Annotated in this window: 24 protein-coding genes and 1 tRNA gene; 12 read left to right on the top strand and 13 right to left on the bottom strand. The window is 64.7% G+C overall.

Going from position 1 to position 16443, the window contains the following annotated elements; all coding sequences use genetic code 11:
- Positions 1 to 184: 184 nt before the first annotated feature.
- A complete protein-coding gene (gene gndA, locus ACOYW5_RS02275) occupies positions 185 to 1603 on the bottom strand; it encodes an NADP-dependent phosphogluconate dehydrogenase (protein WP_423067652.1) in 1419 nt (472 codons plus the stop codon).
- Positions 1604 to 1796: 193 nt separating this feature from the next.
- Here gndA and ACOYW5_RS02270 point away from each other — a divergent pair, with 193 nt between their 5' ends.
- From ACOYW5_RS02270 to ACOYW5_RS02260, 3 genes are all read left to right on the top strand, one after another.
- A complete protein-coding gene (locus ACOYW5_RS02270; protein ID WP_423069389.1) occupies positions 1797 to 2552 on the top strand; it encodes a glucose 1-dehydrogenase in 756 nt (251 codons plus the stop codon).
- Positions 2521 to 3081, top strand: coding sequence for a gluconokinase (locus ACOYW5_RS02265; protein ID WP_423067651.1), 561 nt, complete (start codon positions 2521 to 2523; stop codon positions 3079 to 3081). Before ACOYW5_RS02270 ends, ACOYW5_RS02265 begins: the two co-directional genes overlap by 32 nt.
- Positions 3082 to 3184: 103 nt before the next feature.
- Positions 3185 to 3979, top strand: a complete 795-nt coding sequence (locus ACOYW5_RS02260) for a hypothetical protein (protein ID WP_423067650.1) — start codon at positions 3185 to 3187, stop codon at positions 3977 to 3979.
- On the opposite strand, the gene ACOYW5_RS02255 is transcribed toward ACOYW5_RS02260, so the two are convergent.
- Positions 3976 to 4500, bottom strand: coding sequence for a methylated-DNA--[protein]-cysteine S-methyltransferase (locus tag ACOYW5_RS02255; RefSeq protein ID WP_423067649.1), 525 nt, complete (start codon positions 4498 to 4500; stop codon positions 3976 to 3978). The two genes, ACOYW5_RS02260 and ACOYW5_RS02255, sit on opposite strands and share 4 nt — an antisense overlap.
- Positions 4501 to 4549: 49 nt before the next feature.
- Positions 4550 to 5113 carry a TetR/AcrR family transcriptional regulator gene (locus tag ACOYW5_RS02250; protein WP_423067648.1) on the bottom strand — a complete coding sequence of 188 codons (564 nt, stop codon included), beginning with the start codon at positions 5111 to 5113 and terminating at the stop codon, positions 4550 to 4552.
- Between the two features lie 54 nt (positions 5114 to 5167).
- Between ACOYW5_RS02250 and ACOYW5_RS02245 the strand changes: the two genes are divergently transcribed.
- Positions 5168 to 5707, top strand: coding sequence for a dihydrofolate reductase family protein (locus ACOYW5_RS02245; RefSeq protein WP_423067647.1), 540 nt, complete (start codon positions 5168 to 5170; stop codon positions 5705 to 5707).
- Here the strand turns inward: ACOYW5_RS02245 and ACOYW5_RS02240 are convergent.
- The 3 genes from ACOYW5_RS02240 to ACOYW5_RS02230 form a co-directional block, all read right to left on the bottom strand.
- Positions 5704 to 6009 carry a hypothetical protein gene (locus tag ACOYW5_RS02240; protein ID WP_423067646.1) on the bottom strand — a complete coding sequence of 102 codons (306 nt, stop codon included), beginning with the start codon at positions 6007 to 6009 and terminating at the stop codon, positions 5704 to 5706. The genes ACOYW5_RS02245 and ACOYW5_RS02240 overlap by 4 nt on opposite strands.
- Before the next feature lie 412 nt (positions 6010 to 6421).
- A complete protein-coding gene (locus ACOYW5_RS02235) occupies positions 6422 to 6772 on the bottom strand; it encodes a DUF1304 domain-containing protein (RefSeq protein WP_423067645.1) in 351 nt (116 codons plus the stop codon).
- 86 nt (positions 6773 to 6858) lie between these two features.
- A complete protein-coding gene (locus ACOYW5_RS02230) occupies positions 6859 to 7041 on the bottom strand; it encodes a CsbD family protein (RefSeq protein ID WP_423067644.1) in 183 nt (60 codons plus the stop codon).
- A 332-nt stretch (positions 7042 to 7373) separates the two neighbouring features.
- On the opposite strand from ACOYW5_RS02230, the gene ACOYW5_RS02225 reads away from it, so the two are divergent.
- Entirely contained in the window at positions 7374 to 7736 is a 363-nt protein-coding gene (locus ACOYW5_RS02225; RefSeq protein WP_423067643.1) for a hypothetical protein, read from the top strand.
- Here ACOYW5_RS02225 and ACOYW5_RS02220 read toward each other — a convergent pair.
- The 3 genes from ACOYW5_RS02220 to ACOYW5_RS02210 form a co-directional block, all read right to left on the bottom strand.
- Positions 7733 to 8227 (bottom strand): hypothetical protein, encoded by a 495-nt coding sequence (locus ACOYW5_RS02220; RefSeq protein WP_423067642.1) that lies wholly within the window; start codon positions 8225 to 8227, stop codon positions 7733 to 7735. The genes ACOYW5_RS02225 and ACOYW5_RS02220 overlap by 4 nt on opposite strands.
- Positions 8224 to 8511: a hypothetical protein gene (locus ACOYW5_RS02215; protein WP_423067641.1), complete on the bottom strand. Its 288-nt coding sequence runs from the start codon at positions 8509 to 8511 to the stop codon at positions 8224 to 8226. The genes ACOYW5_RS02220 and ACOYW5_RS02215 overlap by 4 nt, the downstream gene beginning before the upstream one ends.
- 17 nt (positions 8512 to 8528) lie before the next feature.
- Positions 8529 to 8614: transfer RNA gene (locus tag ACOYW5_RS02210), tRNA-Leu, on the bottom strand.
- Between the two features lie 119 nt (positions 8615 to 8733).
- Between ACOYW5_RS02210 and ACOYW5_RS02205 the strand changes: the two genes are divergently transcribed.
- The gene (locus ACOYW5_RS02205; protein ID WP_423067640.1) at positions 8734 to 9099 is read left to right on the top strand and encodes a VOC family protein; all 366 of its coding nucleotides are present in this window, start codon (positions 8734 to 8736) and stop codon (positions 9097 to 9099) included.
- Between the two features lies 1 nt (position 9100).
- On the opposite strand, the gene ACOYW5_RS02200 is transcribed toward ACOYW5_RS02205, so the two are convergent.
- Genes ACOYW5_RS02200 through ACOYW5_RS02190 form a run of 3 tightly spaced genes read right to left on the bottom strand, consistent with a single transcriptional unit; the run spans position 9101 to position 10748 of the window.
- Positions 9101 to 9433 (bottom strand): hypothetical protein, encoded by a 333-nt coding sequence (locus ACOYW5_RS02200; protein WP_423067639.1) that lies wholly within the window; start codon positions 9431 to 9433, stop codon positions 9101 to 9103.
- Positions 9420 to 9914 (bottom strand): xanthine phosphoribosyltransferase, encoded by a 495-nt coding sequence (gene gpt / locus ACOYW5_RS02195; RefSeq protein ID WP_423067638.1) that lies wholly within the window; start codon positions 9912 to 9914, stop codon positions 9420 to 9422. The genes ACOYW5_RS02200 and gpt overlap by 14 nt, the downstream gene beginning before the upstream one ends.
- 60 nt (positions 9915 to 9974) lie before the next feature.
- Positions 9975 to 10748, bottom strand: coding sequence for a competence/damage-inducible protein A (locus tag ACOYW5_RS02190; RefSeq protein WP_423067637.1), 774 nt, complete (start codon positions 10746 to 10748; stop codon positions 9975 to 9977).
- 155 nt (positions 10749 to 10903) lie between these two features.
- Between ACOYW5_RS02190 and map the strand changes: the two genes are divergently transcribed.
- Entirely contained in the window at positions 10904 to 11734 is an 831-nt protein-coding gene (gene map, locus ACOYW5_RS02185) for a type I methionyl aminopeptidase (protein ID WP_423067636.1), read from the top strand.
- Between the two features lie 3 nt (positions 11735 to 11737).
- Positions 11738 to 12460 (top strand): RadC family protein, encoded by a 723-nt coding sequence (radC, locus tag ACOYW5_RS02180; RefSeq protein WP_423067635.1) that lies wholly within the window; start codon positions 11738 to 11740, stop codon positions 12458 to 12460.
- 1 nt (position 12461) lies between these two features.
- On the opposite strand, the gene ACOYW5_RS02175 is transcribed toward radC, so the two are convergent.
- Positions 12462 to 13199, bottom strand: coding sequence for a cytochrome c biogenesis CcdA family protein (locus tag ACOYW5_RS02175; RefSeq protein ID WP_423067634.1), 738 nt, complete (start codon positions 13197 to 13199; stop codon positions 12462 to 12464).
- 197 nt (positions 13200 to 13396) lie between these two features.
- Here ACOYW5_RS02175 and rpe point away from each other — a divergent pair, with 197 nt between their 5' ends.
- The 4 genes from rpe to ACOYW5_RS02155 are packed head-to-tail and all read left to right on the top strand — an operon-like array spanning position 13397 to position 16398.
- Entirely contained in the window at positions 13397 to 14074 is a 678-nt protein-coding gene (gene rpe, locus ACOYW5_RS02170) for a ribulose-phosphate 3-epimerase (RefSeq protein ID WP_423067633.1), read from the top strand.
- Between the two features lie 34 nt (positions 14075 to 14108).
- Positions 14109 to 15431, top strand: coding sequence for an adenylosuccinate lyase (gene purB, locus ACOYW5_RS02165; RefSeq protein ID WP_423067632.1), 1323 nt, complete (start codon positions 14109 to 14111; stop codon positions 15429 to 15431).
- A complete protein-coding gene (locus tag ACOYW5_RS02160; RefSeq protein WP_423067631.1) occupies positions 15431 to 15853 on the top strand; it encodes a GNAT family N-acetyltransferase in 423 nt (140 codons plus the stop codon). The genes purB and ACOYW5_RS02160 overlap by 1 nt, the downstream gene beginning before the upstream one ends.
- Positions 15850 to 16398, top strand: coding sequence for an RBBP9/YdeN family alpha/beta hydrolase (locus ACOYW5_RS02155; RefSeq protein WP_423067630.1), 549 nt, complete (start codon positions 15850 to 15852; stop codon positions 16396 to 16398). The genes ACOYW5_RS02160 and ACOYW5_RS02155 overlap by 4 nt, the downstream gene beginning before the upstream one ends.
- Positions 16399 to 16443: the final 45 nt, after the last annotated feature.

Below are 16443 nucleotides of genomic sequence, written 5' to 3'. Positions count from 1 at the left end.
ACCCAGTTTCGCTACGGCTTCGCCTGGCTGCGCACCCTCCCCACAAGGGGGCGGGATACCCGACTGATGGTCTCGGCACTCTCGTCTCCCTCCCCTTGATGGGGAGGGTGGTGAAGCTTGATCCTCGCGTCAGCGAGGTCCTAGCGCAACTGGGTGGGGTGGAGCCTACGCGCCAGCCCTGCCCTTATTTCCCCAACGTGCTCGGCCAGGTACCGTGCTGTTCGCCCTCGCGATCGGTGAGGATAAAGCCGTGCGCGCCGAAGAAGTCGCGCTGGCCCTGGGTGAGGTTCGCCGTGCCCTGCGCCTGGCGATAGCTGTCGAAATAGGCCAGCGAAGCCGAAAGGCAGATCAGCGGGAACTCGCCGAGCGCCGCAGCCGCCACGACCTTGCGCAGCGACTTGTTGGCCGTCTTCATGATGGTCACAAAATCCGGCACCATCAGCAGGTTGACCGCCTCGCCCTTGGCATATGCGGCCGACATCTGGTCGAGGAAGCGCGAGCGGATGATGCAGCCGGCACGCCAGATCTTGGCAATGGTGGCAAGCGGCAGGTTCCAGCCGAACTCCTCGGATGCCTTGGACAGCACCGCGAAGCCCTGGGCGTAGGAGACGATCTTGCCGGCCAGCAGCGCCTGCTCGAGGTCGGTCAGTGACACATCGGCCTTGCCGCCTGCCGGCTTGCCGTAGACGGCCTCGGCAGCGACGCGCTCTTCCTTGCGCGACGAGATCGAACGGGCGGCGACAGCACCTTCGATGGCGGTAGCGGGCACGGCCAGTTGCTGTGCCGCGATGGCGGTCCAGGTGCCGGTGCCCTTCTGGCCCGCCTTGTCGAGGATCAGGTCGACCAGCGGCTTGCCGGTCTTTGGCTCTACCGCTTCGAGCACGTAGCCGGTGATCTCGATCAGGTAGGAGTTGAGCTGGCCCTTATCCCAGTCCTTGAATACCTTGGCGGAAGCCTTGGTGTCCATGCCGAGGCCATCGCGCATCACGCCATAGACCTCGGCGATCATCTGCATGTCGCCGTATTCGATGCCGTTGTGGATCATCTTGACGAAGTGGCCCGCACCGCCTTCGCCCAGATAGGCGCAGCACGGCTCGCCGTTGAACTTGGCCGAGATCGCCTCGAGGATCGGCTGAGCGTTCTTCCACTGCGCTTCCGGACCGCCGACCATGATCGAAGGACCGTGGCGCGCGCCTTCTTCACCACCGGACACGCCGATGCCGAGGAAGCCGATGCCCTTGTCGCGCAGGTACTCGAAGCGGCGCTGGCTATCGGTATAGAGCGAGTTGCCGCATTCGAGGATGGCGTCGCCCTTCTCGAGATGCGGCAGCAGCTGCTCGATCATCTCGTCGACCGGCTTTCCGGCCTTGACCATGATGATGATCGAGCGCGGACGCTTCACCGACTGGATGAACTTCACGAGGTCGGCTTCCGGAACGACCTTGTCGTTCAGGCCCTGTTCCTTGGCCATCTCGACGAACTCGTCGATGCGCGAAGCGGTCCGGTTGTGGACGGCGATGCTGTAGCCTTTCTCGGCAATATTGAGGGCCAGGTTGGAACCCATGACCGCAAGCCCGATCAGGCCGATATCGGCAGACGCCATCAACATTCTCCTATGGGAGTTATTACGATTTCGTGGGCGGCTTTTTGGCATGGCGGGCTGGCGAAAGCCACCCCTCGAAAGGCGCGCCGCGCGTCCTTGCCCACCCACCTTTTGCTGCCTTACCAAGCCGTCCGGCTTGCACTAGTCTCCGGCGCCATTGGCTCGGGAGGAGCATCTGTTGGATTCGATTTCTATGTTCAGCCTCGAGGGCAAGCGGGCTCTCGTGACGGGTTCAAGCCGCGGCATCGGCTACGGCATCGCGGAAGCACTGGCAGGCGCCGGCGCCGAGATCATCATCAACTCGCGTAACCCCGAGGCGCTTGGTGCCGCCGCCGCGCGCCTTGCCGAAGGTGGTACCGTCGTCAGGGCACTCGCCTTCGATGTGGCCAGCGAAGACAGCGTTGAGGATGCAATCGCCCACGCCGAGAACGAGATCGGTCCCATCGACATCCTCGTCAACAATGCCGGAATGCAGCATCGCCAGCCGCTCGAGGAATGGACGCTCGACAAGTTCCAGCAGGTCATGGACACCAACGTGACCTCGGCATTCCTTGTCAGCCGGGCCGTTGTGCGCGGAATGATCGCGCGGAAATCCGGCAAGATCATCAACATCTGCTCGGTGCTCAGCAATTTCGCGCGGCAGTCGGTTGCGCCCTACTCTGCCTCGAAAGCGGCCATCGCAAATCTCACCCGCGGCATGGCGGTCGACTGGGCCAAGTACGGGCTGAACGTGAACGGAATCGCCCCGGGCTACATCGCCACCGAGCTGAACGAAGCCCTGCTGCAGAACCAGGACTTCAACGCCTGGGTCGAGAAGCGCACCCCGATGGGACGCTGGGGCGATCCCGCCGAGCTCGGCGGCGCCGCGGTCTTTCTCGCCTCCAAGGCATCTTCTTTCGTCAATGGACACATCCTCTATGTCGACGGCGCCTTCACCGCGACGGTCTGAACCGGCGCGCATCATCATCGTCATGGGCGTTGCGTCCTCGGGCAAATCGGCCGTCGGTGCGGCGCTCGGGCGGCGCCTGCACGCCCCGTTCCTCGATGGTGACGGCTACCATCCGCCGGCGAACAAGGAGAAGATGCGGGCGGGCATTCCACTGAACGACGACGACCGCTGGCCCTGGCTCGAAACGCTTGCCAAGGCGCTGGCTGAGGCCGCCGGCCAGAAGGGCGTCGCGGTCGGCGCCTGCTCGGCCCTGAAGCGTGCATATCGGGACTATCTCACTGAAAAGGCTGGCGAACCTATCCTGTTCGTCTTCCTCGACGGTGACATCGAAGTTATCCGCAAGCGCATCGAGGCGCGCCAGCACGAGTTCATGAACCCAAAGCTGCTCGACAGCCAGTTCGCGACTTTGGAGCGGCCGGCCGCGGATGAGAATGTACTGAGCGTTGATGTCGCGGACCCGGTCGAAACCATCGCGACGAAGGTGGTCAAAGAGCTGACCCACCTCAAAGTGTTCAAGCGCGGGCAATAGCCGGGCAAGTATTGTCGGCGGACAATCTTTCGCTTCTGCGAAATCGTCTATTCATTGCTTTCGGCTAACCTCTGCCTGGGAATAGCAATCTGGGCAGGGCGAAATGTCGGGGCGCGATCTGGTGCGTGGGCTGCGGAGTGTCGACACTCCAGCGCCCAAACAAGCCCAACGCGGCAATATTGTCGACCTGCTGATCGCGTTCGTCGCCGTGGTCGCGGTCGCCAGCTTTGGCTACTTCGGCTACGCGACATGGCTGGCGCCACGCGTCGCCCCGGCACATGCCAAGGTAGCGCTTGCCTCCCCAGCCTCGCAGCCAACGCCCCAGTCAAAGCCACCCGCGCGCCAGTCCGCCCCCGCTGCGGTGGAGACTGATCTCGCCTGGACGGATGTCGACGCCTCCCGCTGCAAGGCCGAGGCGCTGGCCGCCGCAGCTGAGCCGCCCCCGGCCGAAGCCATCTTGGTGGAACGCACCGTCACGGAAGGCTTTGCCGGGCTCGCTACGCAGGTCGAGTGCAGCATCACCAGCAAGGTCAAGCGCTTCTGCGCTCCCGAGGGTAAAGCCACCCTGGTTGCCGCCGTGCAAGACTACCTCGACCGCATGGACCTGCTCGTCCTTGGCATGGGTGTGCAGGGCGCGCCAATGGCAATCCTCGGCGAGGCGTTCGGTGGCGAGGTCGCCTTCGGCTCGGCGGTCTACGACATGCAGAAGGAAGGCACGTTCGCCGCCATGCGCGTGCACCACAGGAAGGTGGTCGCGGCCATCCGCGCGCTGGTCCGCGACGGCGTCGTCACCCAGAGCGACTTTGGTGCCTTCATGGGCATGGGTGTGCCATCCTCGATCAAGGACATGCTCAAGGGCGTCGAGGCTGAGCGCAACATCTGCACCGGCTCGGTCTAGAATCCAAACGAGAACTGCCCCGTCGGCGACGCCGCCTTCTCGAGCGCGAGCATCTCCATCTTCGCCTGCACGCCGCGCGGCGATGAGAATCCCCCAGCCCGCCCGTCAGCCGCCAGCACGCGATGGCACGGCACGATCAGCGGAATGGGATTGGCACCCATGGCTGCCCCGACCGCACGCGATAGCGCGACATCGCCCAGCCAGCGCGCGATGGCGCCGTAAGTGGTCGTCTCGCCCCAAGCGAGTTCGCGGATATGCTCGTAGATGAGCTTGTTCGTTTCGGGGACACCGCTGAGGTCGAGCCCGACATCGGCGAAGTTGTCGTTCGCCCCCTCCGCATAGGCGACGATGCGCGCGACAAGCTCCGCCTGCCCTCCCGCGTCCTCGACGCCGCCGGCCCTTTCCAGCCGCTCACGCATCGCTGCCACCTCGTCACCCGGCAACAGCACGCGCGAAACGGCGGCGTCGGTCCAGCCGACGGCCATGGGGCCGAGATCTGTGTCGAACAGGCGGTAGCGCATCCCCATAGACTAGGCGTTCACGCCGGTCGATTGAACCCGAAAACGACTGTCAGGCGGAGCGCAGGCTCTCCATCCACGCATGCAACTCGCGCCGCAAGTGGCCGCGGAGCGTACCTTCGCGCGAAAAACCCCACCAGAGCACGATGCCCTGCCATTGCGCCGCCATCAGTTGACCAAGCCGTGCCTGCGTCTCCGGATCCGTGCTGAGACGGCGCCCCAGCGCCGTCGCCAGCGCCTTGTGCCAGGCAACACCGCGCGCCCTCAGCACCGGATCGCGAAAATCCTCGCGCAGCAGCAACAGGCCCTGTGCGGCCTCGTCGCCGCTGCCGTAGCCAGCGGAGAGGCGCACCAGCAGTGCGATCGCCCCATCCGGATCGATCGGCTGTGTCGCGTCCGCCTCGGCGGTCTGCCGGTCGACGATGTCCCACATCCACAGCAGCGCCGCCCGCATCAGCGCCTCGCGGTTGCCGTAGCGCTGCACCAGCGTAGCAGGCGAGAGGCCTGTCGCGGCGGAAGCCGCGGCAAACGTCAGTCCTGCCGGTCCCTCGCGCCCGAGGAGTTCGGCGACGGCCTCGACGATATCTTCGTCAGGAATCTTCTTGGGTCTGGACATGGCGACGATTATAAATGAACATTCGTTTATAAACTACCCATGGAGGATAGACCTATGGCGCGGATCATCGGTTACATCGCAACCAGCCTCGACGGCTTCATCGCCGACCCCGGCGAGACGCTGGAATGGCTTACCACGCGGCGCGACATGGAACTTGGCGAGTACGACTACAACCTGTTCATCAAGCGCATCCGCACCGTCGTCATGGGCCGCACCACCTACGACTGGCTCGTCAAGCAGAACATCCCCTGGCCCTACGCCGACCAGCGCACCATCGTCGTCACCTCGCGCGCCCTGCTCGACCCGATCGGCGCGCTCGAAACCCGCACCGACATCGACGCCCTCATAGCCGAGCTTCGCGGCTACAATGACGGAGACATCTGGATGCTCGGCGGCGGGCAGTTACAGATGGCCTTTATCGAGCGCGGCGCACTCGACGAGATCGAGATCTACGTGATCTCGCACTTGCTTGGCGGCGGCTATCCGCTCTTCCCGCCAACCGGATTCGCCAAGAGCATCAGGCTGTTGTCCGCGACATCGCTGGGTGCCGGCTGCGTTCGCCTGCACTATAGCTTCGAAGCTGCAGCAGCCTAGATCGGCTCGCTCTCGACCTCGATCAGCCACCGGTCGCCCAGCGCGATCTGAAGCTCGGAGACCACGAACGGCAGCAGCGCGTTGAACTCGTTCCGGTCCCGCTCGGAAATACGCCAGGCGGGATCGGTGGGATTGTCCCAATTGACCTGCCGGTCATACAGCTCGTTCAGCCGCTTGAGCCGCCGTACGATGTCGGAGGACAGCCCCCAGAACGCCAGCTCGGTGGGATGCCCATCGACGAACAGCGGCGCGAGGCCGTGGCTGACCATCCCGTAATCGACCCGGAATACGACCTGTTTCACCGCAGGTTGGCCTCCGCTCTGCCGAGACGCCCACCCCCCTTGCGGCGCTGCCTGTGTCCCCTCATGGGACAACTGTCTGACTATGCCCATTAAGTACCGCGCGATGCGCCAGAAATACGACCGTTCACGCCCCGGAGAATGGTCCTGGCCTCTGACCGCGCCGGAGCTGGTTCGCCTCCTGCGAACCCGGTTGCCAGGTCCGCGCCACAACTCGCGGGCCCCGCCTCGTTTGTCGAACGGCGCAGCGAAACCGAAACAATCGGAAGCTCACCGCTGCCTGGTCCAGCCACCGCTTCGATCGAACGAGAGTCCGTCAAAGCTCAGGCAGATCACGCCGTCGTGAGGACGTTATCCAACATTGCCACACCCGGCAATTATTGCAGCGCCTTGTTCACCGGGGCTGTGCAAAAGCTCAGGCGAGCCAAACCGCGAACAACGCCACGACTGCCGGAATGGTCTGCACAAACAGGATCTTGCGGCTCGCGGTCACGGCACCGAACACGCCGGCGACAGCAACGCAGAGGAGGAAGAACACCTTGATCGGATCGCCTGCCTCGCCCAGCCAGATGCCCCAGAACAGCCCAGCAGCAAGGAAGCCGTTGTAGAGTCCCTGGTTTGCCGCCAGCACCTTGGTCTCGGTCGCGAACTGAGGCGTGCTCCCGAATGCCTTCATGCCCTGCGGCTTGTCCCACAGGAACATCTCGAGCACGAGAATGTAGCAGTGGATGAGCGCCACGACGCCCGTGAGAATGTTTCCGATCATCGCCGACTCCTTGTCGGCCTAATCCTAACGCAAGAAGGCCGCCCTGAGGCGGCCTTCCTTGTGCGAGAGCCGGGGCTGCTCCGGCGCTAGCGCTTGAGCGCGTCGCGGGCAGCTTCCTTGATCTTGCCGGCAGCGTTCTGGACCTTGCCCTCGACCTTGTCCGCTGCTCCGTCTGCACGAAGCTTGCCGTCACCGGTCGCTTTGCCGATGGCATCCTTGACGTGGCCGCGAGCCTCTTTGGCAGCGCCCTTTACTTCGTCCTTGTGCATGTGAGGCACCCTTGTTGTTGATCGCCGGACAGAACGTCCTCATTGCGCTAAGCGTTCCCCACACTCTCGAAATCCGCATACGCGCGGTTCAATATCGATTTGCGCGAAAGCTGCGACGACGTGCTTTACAGCGCGTCAACCAGTGCCTGCGGTAAGCATGGGAACTGTGGAAACCCGGTATTTCGCCCGCCGTTCTTCTCGGCATAGCTAAGAGCGTTTTCAGCAAGAGTTGCAGACTTTTCCGGTTCGAAAGCGCGACAGACCAGCAACCTGAAGCACTTCACCGTTTCGACGAAACGGTGAAATGCCCTAGGCGCGAAACGAGGGACGCAATGCAGCACCGCATCGACATCCAGGATCTGCTGATCTGGGCCTTTCGCACTGAATCCGTCGAGTCTCGGTCACAGGCCGATATCGACGCGCTCACCGTCTACTGGGCCGTACTCGCGTTGCCCACGCCCCACGCCACGCTGATCCGCCGCTTTGCCCGCGAAGCCCGCCGCCCCGATTGGCATGCCGGCCGCGGCCGCTGCGTCTCGCTCGATGCGGTACGCCGCTCGCGCCGCATATACACCGAGTGGGTACGCGCACTTGTGGTGCTGCAACGCACGCTCGATGGAGCACTCACGAACTATCGCGTCACCGGACCCAGCCTCGAGGAGCAGCCCTGGGTATTCGAACGGATGCGCGCCTAGCTGCAGCGCGCCAGCAGCTCGGTCAGCGCCGTCGACGAGCCGCTGAGGCCGAACCTATGCTCGGGGTAGATACCGTCGCCATCCGAGATGCGCAGGTTCTCGCCAGATGCCATCAGAGCGATCAGCGGCCCGTTTGCAACCACATCGGCGGCAAACATCCCGTCCATTTCCTGGTGCTGCATGGCGACCCGTTGCGTCGAAAGCCCGATGGTGAAATCCACGCCGGCCTTCTCCGCCAGCCCTGGCGAGCGCTCGGCCCCGGCTGCCATGTCGTACCTGATGAACACCCGGCCGGCCGAGCAGGTCAGCAGCAAGTACGCATCCGGGCGATCCTCTGCGCAGGCCGAGGCAGTGAACACCGAACCGCCCTCGTCCTCCTGCATCTGCGCCGTCCAGACGCTGCAGGCCGGCGGTTGGTCCGCCTCTTCCTCCTGCGCGAACGCCGATGGCGACGCGAGTAGCAGCAACGCAAGACTGCCGGCGCGGATCACTGGCCGTCTCCGAGGTAGCTGACCTCGATGCGCTGGAACAGCGGCCCCTGTTTCATGGTGTCGAGCCAGCGCCGGAACTCGGCGACATCCCGAAAACCGGCCTTCTTCGCATCGGCCTCGGTGACATCGTCGGGCGACATGTCGTCGATCCGCCCGATCTTCAGCAGTCCGACCTTGGTCTTCAGCGTCCCGCCCGGTTTGACCGTCGGCCGCGTCCAGCGCCGAAACTGCAGGCTGATGTCGCCCCGCTTGATGGCCTCGAGCACTTCGAGCTTCAGCAACACCGGCGATCTCCTCGACTTGGTGCGGGCGGTGGGACTCGAACCCACACGGGTGTACACCCTCGGGATTTTAAGTCCCGTATGTCTACCATTCCATCACGCCCGCACGCGACACGCCGTTTCCCACAGATGTGGCAAAAACTCAAACGGTTGCGGGAGTTATAACCCTGACATCCGCTGTCAGCGACCTGCGCTAAGCCTGACCTCACGCTCAAGGAGGCCAGAATGCAGTATGTCGATCGCTACCCTATCATCGTCACCGACGCCTTCCCGCAGTGCCGCGACTTCTGGGCCCGGCACCTCGGCTTTGCCGTCGTGTTTGAAAACGACTGGTTTGTCTACATGCAGGCCGACGGCGCCAGCATCGCCTTCATGTCGCCCGAACACCCGTCCTGGCCGCCCGGGCCGGAGGCTTACACCGCCGGCACCAGCATGGAGCTCGAGGTGAAGGATGCGGAGGCCGCGCTCGCAGAGGTCCGTGCCTCCGGCAAGGAGCCGGACTATCCCCTCACCGACGAACCCTTCGGCCAGCGCAGGTTCAGCCTGAAGGACCCATCGGGGCTGTGGATCAACGTGGTGCAGCAGCTTTGACCTAGGTGCGCCAGTTCCACAAATGGTCAAGCGAAACGTAGGGGGCCTTGCCATCGACAAGGTCCTCGAAACTGACCGGCCCACTCCAGAGCCTGAACTGGTGAGCTATGTCGTTAGACGATCCATCGAGCTCGAAGGCTAGGTCGACCGCATCGAAGATTTGGATCGCCTCGTCGGCCGTGGGGTGAAAGTGCCAGGCACCCTCTTCAAAGCCCATGGAGACCAAAGGTTCGCCGTTCTCGACCGTTCGATGCACGCGCAGCGTCAGCGCGCCGTCAGGTGTTTGACTGCGCGCCAGAAGCTCGGAGCCTCCCCAGTCGTCAGTCCGTGGCACCGGAGATAGGTGGCACGTAGGCCACGTCGAGGTCCCACGGGAAGAAGATCCAGGTGTCCTGGCTCACTTCGGTGATGAAGGTGTCGACCATCTCGCGGCCCTTGGGCTTGGCGTAGACGGTGGCGAAATGGGCGCCGGGCAGCATCTCGCGGACCACGCGGGCCGTGGCTCCGGTATCGACCAGGTCGTCGACGATCAGGATCTTGCCGCCGGTCTTGGCCTTCTGCAGCAGCTCGTCGGTGATCGGCTTCAGCACCTTGATGCCGCTCTGGCTCTGGTGGTCGTAGCTCTTCACCGCGACGCTCTCGACCACGCGGATGTTCAGCTCACGCGCCACGATCGCCGCCGGCACGAGGCCGCCGCGGGTGATCGCCACCAGCGCATCGAACGGGCCGAGCGCCTGCAGGCGCCAGGCGAGCGCACGGCTGTCGCGGTGGAACTGGTCCCAGGTCACGGGGAAGGATTTCTGCGGGCTCGTCACTTCATTCTCCTGTCGCGGCAGCGCCGCTTCGTTCGTTGTGGACCGTACGGCCCGGAAACTCTAGTAGACCTCGACCTCGAGCGGCAGCCCGGCGGCGCGGTGCGCCTCGGTGACCATCGCGCGGACCCGGCCGGCAGCCTCTTCGAGGCGCACCTCGTCCGGCGAGCGGAGCACCAGCTCGGTCATGACAGCCGTTTGCCCCATCTGGGGATAGCTGCCCATCTTCACATCGGGGAACTCGGCCTGGATGGCGCCGAAAGGCGCGCTGATCGTGCCTTCACCGACCCGGCAGCGGATGGTGACGGACTTCACCTTGCGGCCGCCCTTTAGGGTCGGCGCGATCGACTCCAGCATCGCCAGCATGATCTTGGGTACGCCCGCCATGACGTGGACATTGCCGATGCGGAACCCCGGCGCGGCGCTGACCGAATTGACGATCAGCGAGCCGCCTTCGGGGATGCGGGCCATGCGCAGGCGCGCTTCGTTGACTTCAGTGCCGGTCTGCATCCAGCGCGCTTCGAGCATGGCGCGCGCTTCAGCGTTGATCGGCAAGGCGACGCCGAAGGCCTTCGCCACCGCGTCGGCGGTGATGTCGTCGTGGGTCGGGCCGATGCCGCCGGTGGTAAAAACGTAGGTGTAGCGGGACCTTACGGCATTCACCGCGGCGATGATCTCGTCCTCGACATCCGACACGACGCGGACTTCGCGCAGGTCGATCCCGAGCTCGGTGCAGAAATCGGCAGTCGCGCCGATATTCACGTCCTTGGTCCGGCCGGACAGGATTTCATCGCCGATGACGACGAGGGCTGCGGTGACGGCGGTTTCAGACGGCATGGGTGCCCCGGAAATGCGAGGCATAATGCATTGCCTCACCCAAGCCCGAATGGTCAAGCAATCCGGGGCGAATGCCACAGCATAGCTGACCTTGTGAACGCCCTTTTCGAAACGCCGATGAACGCCTACTTTCGCAAGTCTGAACGGAGCCCCTGATGATCACCTTTGTCGAAGCCGAGACCAAGACCCGCCGCACGCAGGGGGTGATTCCGCTGCATGGCGAGGCCGGGTTCGCCGGCATGCGCAAGGCCGGACAGCTGACCGCCGAAGCTCTCGACCTGCTGGTCGACGCCGTGAAGCCGGGGGTCACCACTGCGGCGCTCGACAGGATGGCCTACGAGTTCGCCCGCGACCACAACGCCATTCCGGCGACGCTGTTCTATAAGGGCTACCGCTACTCCACCTGCACCTCGATCAACCACGTCGTCTGCCACGGCATGCCGGAAGACCGGCCGCTGCGCGAGGGCGACATCGTCAATATCGATCTCACTCTGATCGTCGACGGCTGGTACGGGGATAGTTCCCGCATGTACCCGGTCGGCGAGATCAGCCGGAAGGCGGAGCGGCTGATCGAGGTGACCTACGAGGGTCTCGCTGCGGGCATCGCCGCGGCAAAGCCCGGCAACACCACCGGCGACATCGGCGCCGCCATCCAGGAGCTGGCGGAAGCGGAACGCATGAGCGTGGTGCGCGATTTCGTCGGCCACGGCGTCGGCCAGCTCTTCCACGACGAGCCCAACATCATGCATTTCGGCGTGCCGGGCACCGGCGTGCCGTTGAAGCCGGGCATGATCTTCACTATCGAACCGATGATCAACCTCGGCCGCCCGCATGTGAAAATCCTTGCCGACGGCTGGACCGCCGTCACCCGCGATCGGACGCTTTCGGCCCAGGCGGAGCATTCGATCGGCATCACCGAGACCGGCGCCGAGATCTTCACCACCTCGCCGCGGGGCCTGTTCAACCCGCTCGAGGCCCGCCGCTAGATCATGGCGCGGGGGGCCAAGCCATCGCCGGACGGACTCGGCGAGGCAGCCACCCCGCACTATGCCGGCCATCGCGAGCGGGCCCGCCAGCGCTTCCTGCAATTGGGCGAGCAGCATATCGAGGATTACGAGCTGCTGGAGCTAATCCTGCAGATCGTCATCCCCCGCAAGGATACCAAGCCCCTCGCCAAGGAGCTGATCCAGAAGTTCGGCTCGTTCTCGGGCGTGTTCTCGGCGACGCCACAGCAGCTCGACGACGTGAAGGGCCTCGGCCTCGTCTCGGCTGCCAACCTCAAGATCATCCAGGCCGCGGCGCAGCGTTTCGCGCGTGACCGCATGGTGCCGGACAAGCCGATCCTCAGCTCATGGGCGGCGCTGATCGACTACTGCACCGCCCAGATGGCCTTCAACAATGTCGAGCAGTTCCGCATCCTCTTCCTCGACAAGAAGAACCGTCTGATCGCTGACGAGGTCCAGCAGACGGGAACCGTGGACCATACCCCGGTCTACCCGCGAGAGGTGATCAAGCGCACGTTGGAGCTGAGCGCCACCGCCATCATCCTCGTGCACAACCACCCCTCGGGCGATCCGGCGCCATCGAGTGCCGACGTGCAGATGACCCGTCAGATCAACGACGTGGCGCGGCCGCTGGGGATCACGGTGCACGACCACATCATCATCGGCAAGGCCGGGCACGCCTCGATGCGCGGGCTGAAGCTGATCTAGCTCAGCCGAACTGCTGCAGCACCGGGAACGTCTCGAGGAACCAGTACGAAATCCGAGTGAACTGGCCGGTGAGGAACAGCAGGCCCGTGACCACCAGCAGCCCTCCCATGATCTTTTCGACCACACCGAGGTGCTTCTTGAAGCCGGAGAAGAAGCTGAGGAACGGGCCGATGGCGATGCCGGCGAGCAGGAACGGCACGCCGAGCCCGAGCGAATAGAGCCCGAGCAGCGCGGCTCCATCGAGAGCGGTCTGCTTGCTGGAGGCGACGGCGAGGATCGCTGCCAGCACCGGTCCGATGCACGGGGTCCAGCCGATGGCGAAGGCAAGGCCGAGCAGGAATCCGCCGATCGGGCCGCTGGCCACGCCGGGCCCGTTGTGGCGCAACTGCCGATCGAGGAAGCCGATGCGGTAGACGCCGAGGAAATGCAGCCCCATCGCGATGATGAAAATGCCGGCCAGCGGCGTCAGTACCGGCAGCGCCTGCCGGAACGCCTGCCCCAGCGCGGTGGCGGTGATGCCGAAGAGGATGAAGACGACCGAGAAGCCGGCGATGAAGAACAGCGAGGTGAAGACGCTCTTACGCCACAGCGTACCGGCGGTGGCGCCATCGGCGCGCAGCTGGTCGAAGCTCGCCCCGCTCATATAGGTCAGGTAGGGCGGCACCAGCGGCAGCACGCACGGGCTGAGGAAACTCAGCACCCCTGCCCCGAACACCAGCCACAACGAAATCTGATCCATCACGCCTCCGGCGATCCGCGCGAAGTCATAGCGGGTTGAGTGCGGAAGGCAATGCGGCGGGGTGGCGCTCGCCGGGTTGTGAAGGGCGTACTGGCCGACGCCATAGCCGGTGGAAACCCGGCTCCCTGCTTTCGCAGGGATGACATCGGGGTTGGGGCGGGGTATCAGCCACTGAACAACCGCAGAGGCGCCTGCCCATGCCCCGCCCGATCCGCATCGCTCCGTCCATCCTCTCGGCCGATTTCACCCGGCTGGGCGACGAGATTCGCGCCATCGATTCGGGCGGTGCTGACTACATCCATGTCGACGTGATGGACGGCCACTTCGTCCCCAATATCACCATCGGGCCGCTGATCGTCTCGGCCATCCGGCCGCTGACCAAGAAGATCATCGACGTGCACCTGATGATCGCCCCGGCCGACCCGTACCTCCACGCCTTCGCCAAGGCCGGTGCAGATTCGATCACCGTGCACGCCGAGGCCGGCCCGCATCTGCACCGCTCGCTGCAGGCGATCCGCGCCGAGGGCAAGCGCGCCGGGGTGGCCATCAATCCGGCGACACCGGTCTCGGCCATCGAGCATGTGATCGGCGATGTCGACCTGGTGCTGGTGATGAGCGTGAACCCCGGCTTCGGCGGGCAGAAGTTCATCCCGGAGAGCCTCAACAAGATCCGCCAGGTCCGCGCCCTGATCGGCAACCGGCCGATCGATCTCGAGGTTGATGGCGGCGTCTCTGTCGAGAACTCCAGGGCTCTGGCTGAGGCCGGCGTCGATCTCTATGTCGCTGGCACTTCGGTTTTCGCCGGCAACGACCCGACCACCTATGCCGGCCGCATCGCGGCCATCCGCAACGCTGCCACGACAGTCACCGCGTAAAGTACCTGTTACGCGAACAACGAGCCATAAGCCTATGATCCCGCGCTATTCCCGCCCCGAAATGGTCGCCATCTGGTCTCCCGAGACCCGTTTCAAGATCTGGTTCGAAATCGAGGCACACGCGACGACCAAGCTCGCCGAACTCGGCGTCGTGCCGCAGGAAGCGGCGGACACGATCTGGTTGAAGGGCAAGGATGCGACCTTCGATGTCGAGCGCATCGACGAGATCGAGCGCACCACCAAGCATGACGTCATCGCCTTCCTGACCCACGTCTCCGAGATCGTCGGCCCCGAGGCGCGGTTCTTGCACCAGGGCATGACCTCGTCCGACGTGCTCGACACCTGCCTCGCCGTGCAACTGGCGCGGGCGTCGGACATCCTGCTCGGCGATATCGACCGGCTGCTCACGGCGATCAAGAAGCGGGCCAAGGAGCACAAGTACACTATCACCATCGGCCGCAGCCACGGCATCCATGCCGAGCCGACCACCTTCGGCATCAAGCTCGCCGAGGCCTATGCCGAGTTCGCCCGCAACCGGGCCCGCCTCGTCGCCGCGCGGGCCGAGATCGCCACGGCCGCCATCTCAGGCGCTATCGGCACCTTCGCCAATATAGATCCGCGCGTCGAAGCCTACGTCGCAGAGCAGATGGGCCTCACCGTCGAGCCGATCTCGACCCAGGTGATCCCGCGCGACCGGCACGCGATGTTCTTCGCCACGCTCGGCGTTATCGCCTCGTCGATCGAGCGCATCGCCACCGAGATCCGCCACCTGCAGCGCACCGAAGTGCTGGAGGCCGAGGAGTTCTTCTCGCCCGGCCAGAAGGGCTCGTCGGCCATGCCGCACAAGCGCAACCCGGTGTTGAGCGAGAACCTCACCGGCCTCGCCCGCATCGTGCGCGGCATGGTGACTCCCGCCCTCGAGAACGTAGCCCTCTGGCACGAGCGCGATATCTCGCATTCTTCGGTCGAACGCATGATCGGGCCGGATGGCACGATCACCCTCGATTTCGCGCTGAACCGCCTCGTCGGGCTGATCGACGACCTGCTGGTCTATCCCGAGAACATGAAGCGCAACCTCGATCTGCTGGGCGGGCTGCACAATTCGCAGCGCGTGCTGCTGGCGCTGACCCAGGCCGGCATGAGTCGCGAGGATTCCTACGCAGCCGTTCAGCGCAACGCCATGCAGGTCTGGCAGCACCGGGGCGACCGCGCCGGGCTGTTCGCGCAACTGCTGAAGGCCGACCCCGAGGTCTCCGCCAAACTCTCGGCCAGCGACATCGACGCCATGTTCGACGATTTCTACCATCTGAAGCATGTCGACGCCCTGTTCGAGCGCGTCTTCGGGCCGGAGGTGTGATGGCTGTTGTCTACGCTCGCGAAGCCGCCCTGCCCATCGACGACTACATCGAGGTCGTCGGCAACAGCGCGCTCGGGCCAACCCGGCCGATCAACGATCGCGACCGCGTCGCCGAAATGATCGCCGGCGCCGACTTGATCGTGAGCGCCCGGCTCAACGGCCGCTGCATCGGCCTAGCCCGCTGCCTTACCGATTTCGCCTGGGTCGCCTATTGCGGTGATCTTGCCGTACACAGCGACTTCCAGGGGCGCGGCATCGGCAAGGGCTTGCTCGAAGCCTGCAAGGAGTTGCTCGGCGACGACGTCGGCATGGCGCTGCTTTCTGTTCCGGAAGCCGTCGGCTTTTATGACCGGCACGGCCCGTCCGTCGACCTGCACCCCTATGGCCACGCCTACTTCATGAAGCGGACACGCGGCGTATGAGAATAGCGGACGCAGACATCCTCATTCTGCCCGGGCTGGGCAATTCCGGGGCCGGCCACTGGCAGCGGCGCTGGGGCGAGCGGTTCTCGACTGGCAAGATCGTCGAGCAGGACGAGTGGGATAACCCGGACATCCGCGACTGGACGGCGACGATCGTCGAGGCCGCCGAGCTGGCCGAAAAGCCGGTGGTGATCATCGCCCACTCGCTCGCGGTATCGGCGCTGGTGCATGCCGCGCCGCGCTTCCCCGAGGGCAAGGTGAAGGGCGCGTTCCTCGTCTCGCCACCCGATCATGAGGGCAAGGCCGTCCCCCGCGAGGCACAAAGCTTCGCCAACGTGCCGCTCGATCCCCTGCCCTTCCCCTCGCTGCTGGTGGTCTCCAACAACGACGAACTGGTCTCGCTCGAGCGCGCCGCCCAGATGGCAGCCGCCTGGGGCTCGGAGCTGCATTTCGCCGGCGAGGCCGGCCACATCAACGTCGCCTCGGGGCATGGTCCGTGGCCCGAAGGACTGCTGATGTTCACCCGGCTGATGCAGCGCATCTGAGACTTATCGTTCCACGAACTGCAGCCGGCGCCGAAAACTCTTCCG

Source organism: Devosia sp. CN2-171, from assembly GCF_049354815.1.
GTDB lineage: Bacteria > Pseudomonadota > Alphaproteobacteria > Rhizobiales > Devosiaceae > Devosia_A.
Note: the sequence above shows the minus strand (reverse complement) of the source record. Positions and strands in the feature narration are given on the sequence as shown.

Bases quoted from the DNA above. Each gene is read 5' to 3' on its own strand.
- ACOYW5_RS02190 (WP_423067637.1), bottom strand. From the start codon at position 10,748: ATGCCGTCTGAAACCGCCGTCACCGCAGCCCTCGTCGTCATCGGCGAT.
- ACOYW5_RS02255 (WP_423067649.1), bottom strand. From the start codon at position 4,500: ATGCGCTACCGCCTGTTCGACACAGATCTCGGCCCCATGGCCGTCGGC.
- ACOYW5_RS02265 (WP_423067651.1), top strand. From the start codon at position 2,521: ATGTCGACGGCGCCTTCACCGCGACGGTCTGAACCGGCGCGCATCATC.
- map (WP_423067636.1), top strand. From the start codon at position 10,904: ATGATCACCTTTGTCGAAGCCGAGACCAAGACCCGCCGCACGCAGGGG.
- ACOYW5_RS02160 (WP_423067631.1), top strand. From the start codon at position 15,431: ATGGCTGTTGTCTACGCTCGCGAAGCCGCCCTGCCCATCGACGACTAC.
- ACOYW5_RS02235 (WP_423067645.1), bottom strand. From the start codon at position 6,772: ATGATCGGAAACATTCTCACGGGCGTCGTGGCGCTCATCCACTGCTAC.
- rpe (WP_423067633.1), top strand. From the start codon at position 13,397: ATGCCCCGCCCGATCCGCATCGCTCCGTCCATCCTCTCGGCCGATTTC.
- radC (WP_423067635.1), top strand. From the start codon at position 11,738: ATGGCGCGGGGGGCCAAGCCATCGCCGGACGGACTCGGCGAGGCAGCC.
- ACOYW5_RS02175 (WP_423067634.1), bottom strand. From the start codon at position 13,199: ATGGATCAGATTTCGTTGTGGCTGGTGTTCGGGGCAGGGGTGCTGAGT.
- ACOYW5_RS02260 (WP_423067650.1), top strand. From the start codon at position 3,185: ATGTCGGGGCGCGATCTGGTGCGTGGGCTGCGGAGTGTCGACACTCCA.
- ACOYW5_RS02230 (WP_423067644.1), bottom strand. From the start codon at position 7,041: ATGCACAAGGACGAAGTAAAGGGCGCTGCCAAAGAGGCTCGCGGCCAC.
- ACOYW5_RS02245 (WP_423067647.1), top strand. From the start codon at position 5,168: ATGGCGCGGATCATCGGTTACATCGCAACCAGCCTCGACGGCTTCATC.
- ACOYW5_RS02250 (WP_423067648.1), bottom strand. From the start codon at position 5,113: ATGTCCAGACCCAAGAAGATTCCTGACGAAGATATCGTCGAGGCCGTC.
- ACOYW5_RS02270 (WP_423069389.1), top strand. From the start codon at position 1,797: ATGTTCAGCCTCGAGGGCAAGCGGGCTCTCGTGACGGGTTCAAGCCGC.
- ACOYW5_RS02205 (WP_423067640.1), top strand. From the start codon at position 8,734: ATGCAGTATGTCGATCGCTACCCTATCATCGTCACCGACGCCTTCCCG.
- gndA (WP_423067652.1), bottom strand. From the start codon at position 1,603: ATGGCGTCTGCCGATATCGGCCTGATCGGGCTTGCGGTCATGGGTTCC.
- ACOYW5_RS02225 (WP_423067643.1), top strand. From the start codon at position 7,374: ATGCAGCACCGCATCGACATCCAGGATCTGCTGATCTGGGCCTTTCGC.
- purB (WP_423067632.1), top strand. From the start codon at position 14,109: ATGATCCCGCGCTATTCCCGCCCCGAAATGGTCGCCATCTGGTCTCCC.
- ACOYW5_RS02155 (WP_423067630.1), top strand. From the start codon at position 15,850: ATGAGAATAGCGGACGCAGACATCCTCATTCTGCCCGGGCTGGGCAAT.